Genomic DNA, 12,455 nt, shown 5'->3' on the forward strand with positions numbered 1-12,455 from the left:
GGCGATCCATGGACGACGAAGCGGCCGACCTCGCGTGGGAGACGCTCGACTCGGCGGTCGACTACGCCTGCCCCGGATTCGACGTGCGCCGGGACGAGGTGCGGTTCCCGGACGGCGAGACGGACGGGTTCCACTACGTCGACGAGCCGCCGGCGGTCGTGGTGTTACCCTTGACGCCCGACGGCGACGTCGTCGTCATCGACGAGTGGCGACAGGCCGTCGGCCGGGTAAACCGCGGGATTCCGGCCGGGACGATGGAGCCGGAAGACGGGGCGGCGGGCGACGAGTCGGGGGGACGGGAGCCGACGACGGACGCGATCGAGCGCGCCGCGGCCCGCGAACTCGCCGAGGAGACCGGGTACGAGGCCGACTCCTTCGAGCGGCTGACGACCGTCGAGCCGACGAACGGGATGGCGAACGCGGTCCACCACCATGTGCTGGCGACCGGCTGCGAGCCGAGCGCGGACCGCGATCTGGACCACAACGAGTCGATCGCGGTCGAGACGGTCCCGTACGACGACTTCCTCGCCGCGGTCGTCGACGACGAACTGCGCGACGGGCGGGCCGTCACGGCGGTGCTGTGGTACGAACTGCTCCACCGCTAGCGGTGGGGGCCCGCGACGGCCTTCGCCAGCCTTCGGAACGGCCGACGGTTCCGACACGGACAACCATTTTGCCCGGCGGTCCCTACGCGAGACAATGACAGCACCCTCCAGCGGCGACCCGGTTCCGGACGGCGGCGTCTCCGAGGAGTTCGACGACGCCGGACCGGACGCCGTCGACGACGCGGACGGCCCGGGGCGGTCCGGCGGGTCGCCGGTCGTCGCGGTCGCGACGGCGCTGCTCCTCGGCGTTCTCGGACCGGTCATCGCGCTCGCGAGCGGGGTCGCGGTCTTCGCGATCGACTCGCTGACCGGCGGCCTCTCGCTGGTCGCGAGCGTCGTTCTCACGCTGATACTCGGCCAGTACGTCGCGTTCGGCGGGCTCGCGGTCGGCTACCTCTCGTGGCGCGGCTTCGACCGGAAGCGGATCGTCTCGTACCTCGGCGTCCGGGTACCGAGTCTCAAGGAGATTGGGATCGTCCTCGGCAGCTGGGTCGTGATCCTACTCTTGGTCCTCGTGGTCTCGACGATCGTCCAGCTGCTCGGGACGGAGACGGCGGCGAACCAGAGCGCGGAGCTGGCGATGGGGAACCCGACGATCATTCCGCTGTTCATCGCGGCCTCGTTCCTCGTCATCGGGCCCTGCGAGGAGATCCTCTACCGCGGCGTCGTTCAGGGGCGGCTCCGCGAGTCGCTGCCGGCGGCCCCGTCGATCGTGCTCTCGGCCGCGATCTTCGCGACCATCCACGTGATGGCGCTGACCGGGGGGCTCTCGGCGCGGCTCACGACCGTCGCGATCCTGTTCGTCCCGAGCCTCGTCTTCGGCGCGGTGTACGAGTACACCGAGAACCTCGTCGTTCCCGCGCTGCTCCACGGCCTCCACAACGCCGTGATATTCACCGTGCTCTACGTCACCGTCACGCAGGTCGGTCCGGACGCGATGCCGGCGGTGCTCGGGTTCCTGCCGTTTTGAGCGAGCGATTCACGGGGACGGGAGTGTGACGACGCGACCGCTCGACTGTCACACTGGCGCGCGCAGGCGCGCGAGGGAGTCGGACCGGCGCGACTGCGCCGGTCCGACGAGGCTGGGGAGGCGTGAGGTGCTGTGCGGGGCGGTTCGGGCGGGACTCGAAGGGGCAGTCGCGAGGCGGGCGCAGGGGACGCAAGCACCGCAGGGAGCGAACGGAGTGAGCGACCGAGGAGCACAGCGAGCGTGCGCCCGCCTCGCAACTGGGGCTTCGGAGGGATTCACGTCGACCGGCGATTGATAAACGAGCGGCCGAGACTTCGATCGTCTCCGAACCGGCGCCGGGTGCGTGGTATCGAGCGCTCAGTACAGGTCGTCCAACTCCTCCTCGACGTGCGAGTGCTCTTCCGCCGGGAACTCGCCGTTCGTCACGGCCTCCTTGTACGTCTCGACGGCGTCGACCATCTCCGTCCGCACGTCGCCGAACCGCTTCGCGAACGGCGGCGACCACTCGCCGAGGCCGACCGCGTCGTTGATCACCAGCACCTGTCCGTCGCAGTCGGGGCCGGCACCGATGCCGATCGTCGGTATCTCCAGCGCCTCCGTCACCGCGCCCGCGAGGTTCGACGGGACGTGCTCCAACACGAGCGCGAACGCCCCGGCGTCGGCGTGGGCGCCCGCCAGATCGATTATCTCCTCGGCGGCGTCCTGCTCGGTCCCCTGCCGGGTGTACCCGCCGAGCCGGTTCACGTGCTGGGGGGTCAAGCCGAGGTGCGCCATCACGGGGATCCCGACCTCCGCCATCCTGCGCGTCGTCTCGACGGTGTGCGGGCCGCTCTCGATCTTCACCGCGTCGGCGTTCGCCTCCTTCAGCAGCCGGCCCGCGTTCCGGACCGACTCGGCCTCGTCGACGCCGAAGGTGAGGAACGGCATGTCGGCGACGACGAGGGCGTCGTCGGTCGCGCGCGCCACGGCCGCGGTCCGGCTCGCGACCTCGTCGAACGTGACGGGGAGCGTGGAGTCGTAGCCGAGGGCGGCGTTGCCCATGCTGTCGCCGACGAGAATGACGTCGATTCCCGCCTCGTCGACGATCGCCGCCGTCGGGGCGTCGTAGGCGGTCAGCATCGTGATCGGATCGTCGCCGTCCCGCAGTCCCCTCGTCGTGGTCATGCCTCGGAGTCACCCCCGCGACGCCGTAAAATCGTCGGGAACCGGAAAGCGAGCGCGACGGCGAACCGGCGGCCCCGACGAACCGGCGGCCCCGGCGGACCGGCAGCGACGGCGCTGGCGCCGACTTCCCCCGGGTTCCGGAGACGACCCACGCCGCGTTCTGCCGACGACGACCGCCACCGATTTGCCGCTCCGCCGCGGAGTCCGTGGCGTGCAACCAGTCGAGCGGGCCGAGTACGAGGGGGTCGACTACGCGTGGGTGATGCAGACGACGTTCGTCGTCACCATCCTCGTCGGCGCCCCCGTCGTGGCCCTGCTGTCGACCGCCGTCACCCTCGACTCGTGGGGGGCGCGCGCCGCGTTCGCGGTCCGGGTCGGCGCGCCCATCTGGTTCGTCACCGCCGTCGCCGTCGCGCTGTACGCGAGGCGGACCGAGGCCGGCGACGGCGGGAGCGGTGAGAGTGGGAGTAGCGAGAACGGGAGCGGTGAGAGTGGGAGTAGCGAGAACGGGAGCGGCGACACCGACGAGGCGGACGCTGAGGACGCGGGCAAGAGCGCTGCGGAGCCGGACGAAGCCGAAAAACCCGATTGAAGCGCCCGATTCGTTCTGGTTTTCTGACGGACCGTCACTCGGCGAGCAGGTCAGCGACCCACGCGAAATCGACGCCGCCGCGCTCGGCGGCGACCGCGTCGGTCTCCGAGTCGCCGACGAACAGCGCGTCCTGGGGGGCGGCGCCGAGCCGGTCGATCGCCGCGAGCAGCGACTCCGGGTCCGGCTTGTGGGTCTCGACGGTGTCGCGGCCGACGATCGCGTCCGAGACCAAGGCGTCGCCGAGGCCGTGCGTCTCGACCGCGATCCGACACGCCTCCTCGCAGTTGAGCGAGCAGACCCCCGCCGGCGGGTGGGAGGCGGCGCGGTCGGCGGTCGGCGTCGCGAGTCGGTCGCCGAGCGGGAGGCGGGTCGAGTCGCGGGCGCCGGGGCGCTCGTGGAGCGCGATCGCCTCCTCGACCTCGGTCCGGATCCCGTAGTCGTCGGCCGCGCCGAGGAGCCCCCACAGCTCCTCGGTCGGCGGGATGAGCGCGTGCTCAGCGTACGCGTCGAGGACCGCGTCCGCGACCGCGCCCCAGTCGACCGCGAGCTCGACGAGCGTGCCGTCGAGGTCGTAGACGACCGCCTCGTAGCCGGCGAGCCGGGGGCCAATCCGGTCGGTCACTCGCCGAACACCCCCCGGGCGATGATCGTCTTCTGGATCTCGGTCGTCCCCTCGTAGATCTCCGTGATCTTCGCGTCGCGGTAGAGCCGCTCGACGTCGAACTCGGTCGTGTAGCCGTAACCGCCGTGGATCTGGACCGCCTCGTTCGTCACCGACATCGCGGCCTCGCTGGCGCGGTACTTCGCCTTCGAGGCGGCGACGCGGTAGTCCTCGCCCGCCTCGGCCTGTCGACACGCCTCGCGGACGAGCAGCCGCGCCGCCGACACGTCGGTCGCCATCTCCGCGAGCTTGTGCCGGATCGTCTGGATGTCGGCGATCGGGCGGTCGAACTGCTCGCGCTCGGTCGCGTACGATTTCGCCTCGTCCAGCGCGGCCTGCGCCACCCCGACCGCCTGCGCCGCGATCCCGATCCGGCCCTCGGTGAGCGTCCGGAACGCGGCCGAGAGCCCCTTCCCCGGCTCGGTGAGTCGGTTCTCGGCCGGGACCCGGCAGCCGTCGAAGCTGATGCCGGTCGTGTCCGACGCGCGGAGCCCGAGCTTCTCCTCCTTCTTGCCGACCTCGAAGCCGTCGGTGTCCGCGGGGACGAGGAACTGGGTGATCGCGTCGTCATCGGGCTCCCGGTCCGGGTCGTCAACCTTCGCGAAGACGATCGCGACGCCGCCGCGGTTCCCGTTCGTGATCCACTGCTTCTCGCCGTTCAGGGCGTACTCGTCGGTCTCGGGGTCGTACGTCGCTGTCGTCGACATCTCGGCCGGGTTCGAGCCGGCGTGCGGCTCGGAGAGACAGAACATCCCGACCGGGCGCCCGGTCTCGGCCATCTCGGGGAGCCACGCCTCGCGCTGCTCGTCCGTGCCGAACTCGGCGATACAGGAGGTTGCGAGACAGTGGACGGAGAGGGCGGTCGCGACCGCGAGCGACCCGTGCGCCAGCGCCTCGTTGACGACCGCGTAGGTCGTCTCGTCGGCACCGAACCCGCCGTACTCCTCCGGGACCGTCAGCCCCGTCAGGCCGAGTTCCGCGAGCTCGTCCCACACGTCCTCCGGGAACGTCTCCGTCTCGTCCGCCTCGGCCGCGGTCGGCCGGACCTCCTCGGCCGCGAACTCCGCGACGAGGTCGCGGACCGCCTGCTGTTCGTCGGTGAGCGCCGAGCCGACGCGTGCTCCGGTCATGTCACCGCCTTCGGACCCTCACCGAAAAAGGTGAGCGATCGGCCGAGTGGAAGGCGGGGCTGGTGGAAGGCGAGGCCGGTGGAAAGCGGGGCCGGTGGAAGGCGAGGCCGAGTGGAAGGAGAGGCGAGTGGAAAGCGTCTACGCCCGCGCCTCCCACAGGGGGTACAGCTCGTCTCGGGGCGGCTCGGAGAGCGTCTCGCCGTCGATCCGGACGGTTCCGGGAGGTGCCGCCTCGGTCGGGGGTTCCACCGAACCGATCGCCGCGCCCTCGATCCCGACCGCGTCGAGCACGCCGAGCGCGTCGTCGACCCGCTCCGGCGGGACCGCGGCCAGCAGCGCGCCGGAGCCGAACGTCGCGAGCGGGTCGACGCCGAGGGCGTCACAGCAGGCCCGCGTCTCGGGACGGACCGGGACAGCGTCGCGGTCGACGGCGAAGACGGTCTCGCTCGCCGACGCGGTCTCGACGAGGGCGGTCGCCGCACCGCCCTCGGTCGGGTCGTGGAGCGCGGTCGCCGCGTCCCGGACCGCTGCGGCGTCGGGGACGACGCTCACCTCGTCGAGGAAGTCGGCCGCGGCGTCGAGCGTCGCGGCCGGGACCCCCGCCTCGCGGCACTCCTCGCGGAAGTCGGTCGCGAGGATCGCGGTCGCCTCGATCCCCGCGCCCTTGGTGAGCAGGAGGCGGTCCCCGGGCTCGGCACCGCCGCTCGACACGAAACGGTCCGTCGTTCCCATCGCCGTCATCGAACAGAGCGGGCGGTCGAGCGCGTCGAGCACCTCGGTGTGGCCACCGACGACCGACACCCCGAGATCGCGCGCCGTCGCGTCGACCTGCTCGGCGACGGTCCGCAGGCGGTCCGGGTCGTCGTCGGGCAGGAAGAGCGTGTGGGTGAGCCACCGCGGGTCGGCGCCGCTGGCGGCGACGTCGTTACAGGCGACGTGGACCGCTAACGTTCCGACCGACTCGGCCGCCAGCGAGAGGGGATCGGCCGCGACCACCAGCGTCCCCGCGGCGCCGGCCAAGTCGATCGCGGCCGCGTCCTCGCCGTAGGCGGGCCCCTGCCGCACCGCCGGGTCCGCCGCGCCGGTGGCCGCGAGCGCCGCCGCGAGCGCGTCGGGGCCCAGCTTCCCGGTCATCGCTCCCGGAGCCACGCCGCGACGGCCTCGGGGTCGGCGTCGAGGCCGCCGCCCTGCGCGAACGTCGGGCCGCCGCCCCCGCCGCCGCCGAACTCGTCGGTGACCGCGCCGACGACGTCGCCCGCGTCGATTTCGGTGTCGGCGTCGACCGCGTCGCCGTCCGCCGCGACGACGACGAACGGGGCGTCGCCGGTCCCGACCGCGGCGAGGGCGTGGGGGGCGTCGTCGCCCGCGATCGCCTCGGTCGCCGGCTCCCGGAGTTCGTTCGGGTCGGCGTCGTCGACGGTGCCGATCGCCCACCGCGCGCCGTCGACCTCGGTGACCGGGAGGTCGCGCAGGCGGGCGCCGAGCAGTTCCTCGCGGGCGTCCCGCAGGTCCGACTCCAGCCGGTCGGCCTCGTCGCGGAGCCGGGAGACCGCGTCCGGGAGGTCGCCGACGCGCGCGTCGAGCGTCGTCGCGGCGTCGAGCGCCGCGGCGTGGACCGCGCCGAGCTCGTCGATGGCTGTCGGGCCGACCGCGAACTCGACGCGAGTGACGCCCTCGCCGGGGTTCGACCGCTCCAGCACCGCGACCGGGCCGATCTCGGCGGTGTTCGAGACGTGCGTGCCGCCGCAGGCGGCGACGTCCCAAGGGTCGTCGCTCTCGCCGACCGTCACGACTCGGACCGCGTCGCCGCTCATCGCGCCCTCCTCGGTCTTGGTGTTGAACGCGATGCCGTCGATTTCGCGGGCCGCCTCGGCCGAGTGGGTCGCCCACGAGACGGGCAGCGAGTCCCAGACGGCGCGGTTGGCGAGCCGCTCCAGCTCGATCAGGTCCTCGTCGCCGAGCGGCTCGGCGGTCGTCAGGTCGACGCGGACCTTCGTCTGCGAGATGTCGAACCCGGCGTAGCCGAGGTCGTCGGCGATCCGACGCGCGGCGCCGTACAGCACGTGCGAGGCGGTGTGCGCCCGAGCGCAGTAGGTGCGGAAGGCGTCGTCGATCAGGCCCGCGACCTCGTCGCCGGGCGCGAGGTCGACGGCCGCGTCGCCGTCGAGCAGGTGGACGACCGCGCCGTCGCGCTCGACCACGTCGGCGACGACGTGGCCGTCGAGGGTGCCCCTGTCGGCGGGCTGTCCCCCCGACTCGGGGTAGAAGTACGTCTCGTCGAGGACGACCTCGCGGTCGTCGACGGACTCGACCGTCGCTTCGAACTCCCGGACCGTCGGCTCGGCCGGCGCGCGTGACGCGGTCATTGCCGGGTCGTGGGCGCGGGCGGATAAATAGGTGACCGGCGCGTGAGAACGTATAAACGAACCGCGGTGCGGTCGGCGCGTGCCTGCGAGCGCCCGTCAGGGCGCGAAGCCAGCACGCGCGAGGGAGTCGCGAACGGAGGGCGACCGAAGGGAGCCCGGAGGGAGCGACGAGGCTGGGGAGGCGTGAGGTGCGGTGCCGTGCGGGGCGGGATTCGAAGGGGCAGTCGCGAGGCGGGCGCAGGCGACGTAAGCACCGCAACGAAGGAGCGACAGCGACTGAGTGAGGAGCGCAACGAGCGTGCGTCCACCTCGCGACTGGGGCTTCGGGGGTGTTCGTGTCGCTCGACCGGTTATCACCCGCACCATCGTACAGCCGAGCGACTGGGGATTCGGCGGTGTGCGCGGCGATCGGTCAGTAATAAAACGAGGCAGGCCGCCCGGTCTCTCAGCCCTCCAGCTCGAACGCGACCTCGACTTCGGCCTGATACTCGCGGTCGGCCGCGCCGTCTAACTCGACGCCGAACTCCTCGACCTCGGCCCAGTAGACGTTGTCGAGGGTGTCCTCGGCGCGGTCGATGGCGTCGTCGGCCGCGGCGTCGAAGCTCTCCTCGCTCGTCCCAATCAGCGTGATCTTCTTAAAGACCATGTCACGTGCTGATACGACGCACGGGGAGTTAAAAATACGCGTCGAGGAGCGACCGCGAGACGGCGTTACCGCCCGCGCGGACTCTCGCGCCGAGTCGGCGGACTCTCGGACCGGCCTTACGGGCTCCCGGGCGCGCCTTCCATCACCGCGAACTCCTCGCCGTCGCGCTCAATGCCGATGACCGCCCAGTCGTAGGGCGGTTTCGCGGAGACGAGCCGCTCTTGGAGGTCGTTCGCGCGGTCGCGCCACGTGACGAAACACCGGAGCCGCGGCGCGTCGCCCCCGTCTGCGAGATACGGGTCGAGATCGTCGTCGTCCAGACACAGCACCGTCACGAACACGCGCCGCCACTTGCGTTCCGCGACGAACTCTCGTCCGCCCTCGGAGACGGTGTAACCCAGTTCGCGGAAGACGTCTCTGGCCTCGGTCGTCGGGGGGATGCTCGCAGTGGCCATCTACCTCGAAGTTCGGCACCATCCGTGATAAACTTTCCCACGATTTCGCGCGGAGAGAATCGGACGTCCGTCCGAGACGGCCATCAGAACCGTCGAGACGCCGCTTCAACCGACCGTTCGTTCGCCGGAAGCGACTGCCGGAGGCTCACTCGTGGGCCGCGTCCCACTCGTCCGGCTTGCGGAGGTTCCCGCACTCGGTACACTGAATCCGGCCCATCGTGTCCATCGCCGTGTCGAACGAACCGCAGTTGCCACAGCGGAACCCCCACCGCGACTCGCCCGCCTCGTCCGCGAACACGAGGTAGAAGGGGCCGTCCGCGCCGCGCTCGGTGCGCGACCGGTCGGTGTACACGCGTTCGCCGCTCGGCGTCGTCGACGCTTCCAGAGTCATGGCGACCCGTATACCCCCGAGCGACTTAAGCGGCGGACTCGGAAGTCCGGGGAAAGAGAGAAAACTCGAACCGCGAGCGGACCGCTACGTTCGGAACGACTCGCCGCAGCCGCACTCGGAGACGACGTTCGGGTTCTCGACCTCGAACCCGGCCGCCTGAAGGCCGTGTTCGTAGTCGAGCGTGCTCCCGCCGATGTAGTTCTTGCTCGCCGGATCGACGAACACCCGGAGTCCGTGGTGTTCCACGACGAGGTCGTCCGCTTCCGGTTCGGTGTCGAAGCGCATCCCGTACGACAGCCCCGCGCAGCCGCCCTGCTGGACGAACAGCCGCAACCCCGCGACGTCGGTGTCGAGCCCCTCGCCCTCCAGAAGGGAGAGCGCCTCCTCGGCGGCGTCGGGGGTCACCTCGATCGCCGGGTCGGTTCCTTCGGTCCCGGTGTCGGCCGGTTCGGTACTCATGCGAACGCGTTCGGTACGGACACTCAAAACCCTGCCGGCGGAAGCGATCCGCTCGATCGACAGCCGTGGCCCTCGGAGACGCCCGCTCACGACGTCTCTGCGCGGGAGTCGGCGGGCGCGGCGTCGGCGTCCGATCCGGGCGCTCCGACGTCCGAGTCGGGCGCACCGGCGTCCGAGCCCCGCGCCGACTCGCCGTCCGCCGGCGACGGCGCGGCGGCTGTCGTGACCGCCACGTCTCGTTTCGGGAACGGGATCTCGATCCCGGCGTCGCCGAGCGCCACGTACAGCGCGCGGTTGAGCTGGTGTTGCGCGCGGCGGCGTCGGGTCGGCCCGTTCACCCAGCAGAGGATCTCGTACTGAAGCGCCGAGTCGCCGAACGAGCGGAACCGCGCCCGGGGTTTCGGCGAGTCGAGGACCAGCGGCTCGGCCGCCGCGACGTCCAGCGCCAGCGCCTCGAACTCGTCCACGTCGGTCCCGTAGGCGACGCCGATCGGGATCCGCACGCGGCGGCGGCGCTGCGGAGCGGACTCGTTGGTCACCTTCGCGGCGTTGAGCGCCGCGTTCGGCACCGTCACCAGCACCTCGTCGCGGGTGAGCAGCGTCGTCGAGCGCACGCCGACCTTGATCACGGTTCCGGCCGTCCCGTCGTCGAGGACGATGTAGTCGCCGATCTTGTAGGTGTCGTCGAAGTACAGCGCGATCCCGCCGAAGAAGTTCGCCACGGTGTCTTTCGCGGCGAAGCCGACCGCGATGCCCGCGACCCCCGCCGCGCCGAGCAGCGGCGTGATCTCGATACCCCACAGCCACAGGAGGGTGCCGACGCTGCCGACGAGCACCGCGAGCGTCCAGACGTTCGAGAAGACCGGCGCGAAGTCGAACCGTCCGCCCTCCGCGTTGACCGCGGCGACGACCCGGTTCACGACGGTGTTCGCTGCGTACGCCCAGACGAGGACGATCACCGACAGCGACGGGCGCCCGAAGACGGCGTCGAGCAGCCGCGGCTCCACGATCACCGACGCCCGCACCGCGGGGACCTGCGTGAGGACGTACACGCCCACGAGCGCGGCGGTGACGACGAGCGGCGCCCGCAGCGAGGCGATGACGATGTCGTCGTAGCCGGTGTCCGTGTGCGAGACGTAGCGCCGGGCGACCCGGAGGACGACGAACTCCATCCCCACGGCGGCGACGACGGAGACCACGAGGACCCCGACCGTCGCCTCGACCGCCGAGAACCCCTCGAACAGCGCCGTAAATCCACCAGACAGCGCCGCGGGCGACGGAATCATGTCACCCGAGACGCGGCAGCGTGAGATAACCGTTTCTACCGCGAAAACCCGGCCAGCGGACGGGCCAGCCGTAGAGAGCGTGCGGGTCGGCCGCCCCCGCGGAGCGCCCTCTCAGTCGAACCGCTTCCGGACGCTCTCGGCGTGGGCCTCTAACCCCTCCGCGTCGGCGAGCGTCGTGACCGTCTCCGAGAGGTCGCCGAGCGCGTCGCGGTTGAGGCGCTGGACCGTCGACGACCGGAGGAAGGTGTCGACGGAGAGCCCGCCGTAGCGCTTCGCGCCGCCGTTCGTCGGCAGCACGTGGTTCGTCCCGGCGGCGTAGTCGCCCGCGGCGACGGGGGAGTAGGGGCCGAGGAAGACGGAGCCGGCGTTCGTGATCCGATCGAGGAGCGCCTCGTCGTCGGCGGCGACGATCGAGAGGTGTTCGGCGGCGTACTCCTCGGCGAACAGCACGGCCTCGGGCATCGACCGCGCGCACAAGACGCCGGAGGCCTCGTTGTCGAGCGCGGCGCGGATCGTCTCCTCGCGCTCGCGCTCGGCCGCCTGCTCGTCGACCGCGACCGCGACCGCGTCGGCGAGGTCGCGGTCGGCGGTGACCGCGACGACCGAGGCGTTCGGGTCGTGTTCGGCCTGCGCGACGAGGTCGGCGGCGACGAGCTCCGGGTCGGCGGTCTCGTCGGCGAGCACGAGCACCTCGCTCGGGCCGGCGAGGAAATCTATCTCGACGTCGCCCTGAACGATCGATTTGGCGGCGGTGACCCACTTGTTGCCCGGGCCGACCACCTTCTGCACCCGCGTCACCGTCTCCGTCCCGTACGCGAGCGCCCCGATCGCCTGCGCGCCGCCGACCTGGTACACCGCGTCGGCGCCCGCCTCGTGGATCGCCGCGAGGGTGACCGGGTTCAACTCGTCGGCCGGCGGCGTCGCGACCGCGACGTGGTCGACGCCGGCGACGACCGCGGGGATGATCCCCATCAGCGCGCTGGAGGGGTACGCGGCCGCGCCGCCGGGCACGTACACTCCCACGCGGTCGATCGGGCGGAAGCGCCGCCCCAGCTCTCGACCGCCGAAGTCGTCCCGCCAGTCCTCGGGGCGCTGGCGCTCGTGGAACTCGCGCACGTTCGCGGCCGCCTCGCGGACCGCGTCGAGGACGGGGTCGTCAGCGTCGGCCAGTTCGTCGTGCGCCCGTTCGGCCGCGTCCGTCACGTCGATGTTGCCGACGGCGACGCCGTCGAACTCCTCGGCGAACTCGCGGACCGCGACGTCGCCCTCCTCGCGGACTCGGTCGACGATCCCGCGCACGTCTTCGCGGACCCCCTCGACCCCGGCGTCGCGCTCGAAGAACGCGCGGCGCTCGGCCGGCGAGAGGTCCGCGACGGTTCGTACGTCCATACGCGTCGTCGGAGGCGACGGGGCAAGGGCGTTCCGACTCGGTCGACGGCGGAGCGAACCGACCGCGGAGCGAACCGACCGCAGAGTCGACCCGACAGCCGGCCGAGCGACGCCCGCCCTCCCGACTCACTCCAGCCGACGGATTCCGGTCACGTCGAGGAGAGCGAGGACGACCAAGGCGGCTAAGAGTGCGGCCGCCGCGAAGAGGACGGGCGCGGACACGGCGACGGCGACGCCGTAGGGCGCCACCAGTCGGGTCGTGCCGCGGAGGAGGAAGGAGACGAACACGAGGCCGAACGCGGCGAACGCGAACGAGACGAACCGGGAGCGGTCCATGCGAC

Annotated in this window: 15 protein-coding genes; 3 read left to right on the top strand and 12 right to left on the bottom strand. The window is 71.8% G+C overall.

The genetic code is table 11. The features are described 5' to 3' along the window. Positions 1 to 8 precede the first annotated feature (8 nt). The gene (locus EXE46_RS04390) at positions 9 to 605 is read left to right on the top strand and encodes an NUDIX hydrolase (RefSeq protein WP_137687277.1); all 597 of its coding nucleotides are present in this window, start codon (positions 9 to 11) and stop codon (positions 603 to 605) included. A gap of 94 nt (positions 606 to 699) precedes the next feature. Beyond that, entirely contained in the window at positions 700 to 1,575 is an 876-nt protein-coding gene (locus tag EXE46_RS04395; protein WP_137687278.1) for a CPBP family intramembrane glutamic endopeptidase, read from the top strand. Positions 1,576 to 1,932: 357 nt separating this feature from the next. Here EXE46_RS04395 and panB read toward each other — a convergent pair whose 3' ends face one another. Then, a complete protein-coding gene (gene panB / locus EXE46_RS04400; RefSeq protein WP_137687279.1) occupies positions 1,933 to 2,739 on the bottom strand; it encodes a 3-methyl-2-oxobutanoate hydroxymethyltransferase in 807 nt (268 codons plus the stop codon). A gap of 211 nt (positions 2,740 to 2,950) precedes the next feature. On the opposite strand from panB, the gene EXE46_RS04405 reads away from it, so the two are divergent. Beyond that, the gene (locus tag EXE46_RS04405; RefSeq protein WP_137687280.1) at positions 2,951 to 3,331 is read left to right on the top strand and encodes a DUF5822 domain-containing protein; all 381 of its coding nucleotides are present in this window, start codon (positions 2,951 to 2,953) and stop codon (positions 3,329 to 3,331) included. A 34-nt stretch (positions 3,332 to 3,365) separates the two neighbouring features. Here the strand turns inward: EXE46_RS04405 and EXE46_RS04410 are convergent, their stop codons facing one another. From EXE46_RS04410 to EXE46_RS04460, 11 genes are all read right to left on the bottom strand, one after another. Then, entirely contained in the window at positions 3,366 to 3,953 is a 588-nt protein-coding gene (locus EXE46_RS04410; protein WP_137687281.1) for an HAD family hydrolase, read from the bottom strand. Then, positions 3,950 to 5,122: an acyl-CoA dehydrogenase family protein gene (locus EXE46_RS04415; RefSeq protein WP_137687282.1), complete on the bottom strand. Its 1,173-nt coding sequence runs from the start codon at positions 5,120 to 5,122 to the stop codon at positions 3,950 to 3,952. Before EXE46_RS04415 ends, EXE46_RS04410 begins: the two co-directional genes overlap by 4 nt. 138 nt (positions 5,123 to 5,260) lie before the next feature. Then, positions 5,261 to 6,256 (bottom strand): AIR synthase family protein, encoded by a 996-nt coding sequence (locus tag EXE46_RS04420; protein WP_137687283.1) that lies wholly within the window; start codon positions 6,254 to 6,256, stop codon positions 5,261 to 5,263. Further along, a complete protein-coding gene (locus tag EXE46_RS04425) occupies positions 6,253 to 7,488 on the bottom strand; it encodes an alanine--tRNA ligase-related protein (protein ID WP_137687284.1) in 1,236 nt (411 codons plus the stop codon). Before EXE46_RS04425 ends, EXE46_RS04420 begins: the two co-directional genes overlap by 4 nt. A 445-nt stretch (positions 7,489 to 7,933) precedes the next feature. Continuing rightward, complete coding sequence (locus EXE46_RS04430) at positions 7,934 to 8,134, bottom strand: dodecin (RefSeq protein WP_096394462.1); 201 nt, start codon at positions 8,132 to 8,134, stop codon at positions 7,934 to 7,936. 116 nt (positions 8,135 to 8,250) lie between these two features. Continuing rightward, positions 8,251 to 8,589, bottom strand: coding sequence for a hypothetical protein (locus EXE46_RS04435; protein ID WP_137687285.1), 339 nt, complete (start codon positions 8,587 to 8,589; stop codon positions 8,251 to 8,253). Between the two features lie 145 nt (positions 8,590 to 8,734). Beyond that, the gene (locus EXE46_RS04440) at positions 8,735 to 8,980 is read right to left on the bottom strand and encodes a DUF5816 domain-containing protein (RefSeq protein ID WP_137687286.1); all 246 of its coding nucleotides are present in this window, start codon (positions 8,978 to 8,980) and stop codon (positions 8,735 to 8,737) included. An 84-nt stretch (positions 8,981 to 9,064) separates the two neighbouring features. Continuing rightward, the gene (locus tag EXE46_RS04445) at positions 9,065 to 9,439 is read right to left on the bottom strand and encodes an iron-sulfur cluster assembly accessory protein (RefSeq protein ID WP_137687287.1); all 375 of its coding nucleotides are present in this window, start codon (positions 9,437 to 9,439) and stop codon (positions 9,065 to 9,067) included. An 86-nt stretch (positions 9,440 to 9,525) separates the two neighbouring features. Then, positions 9,526 to 10,725, bottom strand: coding sequence for a mechanosensitive ion channel family protein (locus EXE46_RS04450; RefSeq protein WP_137687288.1), 1,200 nt, complete (start codon positions 10,723 to 10,725; stop codon positions 9,526 to 9,528). 111 nt (positions 10,726 to 10,836) lie between these two features. Next, positions 10,837 to 12,114: a histidinol dehydrogenase gene (hisD, locus tag EXE46_RS04455; protein ID WP_137687289.1), complete on the bottom strand. Its 1,278-nt coding sequence runs from the start codon at positions 12,112 to 12,114 to the stop codon at positions 10,837 to 10,839. A gap of 126 nt (positions 12,115 to 12,240) precedes the next feature. Beyond that, positions 12,241 to 12,450: a hypothetical protein gene (locus tag EXE46_RS04460; RefSeq protein ID WP_137687290.1), complete on the bottom strand. Its 210-nt coding sequence runs from the start codon at positions 12,448 to 12,450 to the stop codon at positions 12,241 to 12,243. Positions 12,451 to 12,455: the final 5 nt, after the last annotated feature.

Source organism: Halorubrum sp. GN11_10-6_MGM (assembly GCF_005435165.1).
In the GTDB taxonomy this organism is placed as follows: Archaea; Halobacteriota; Halobacteria; order Halobacteriales; family Haloferacaceae; genus Halorubrum.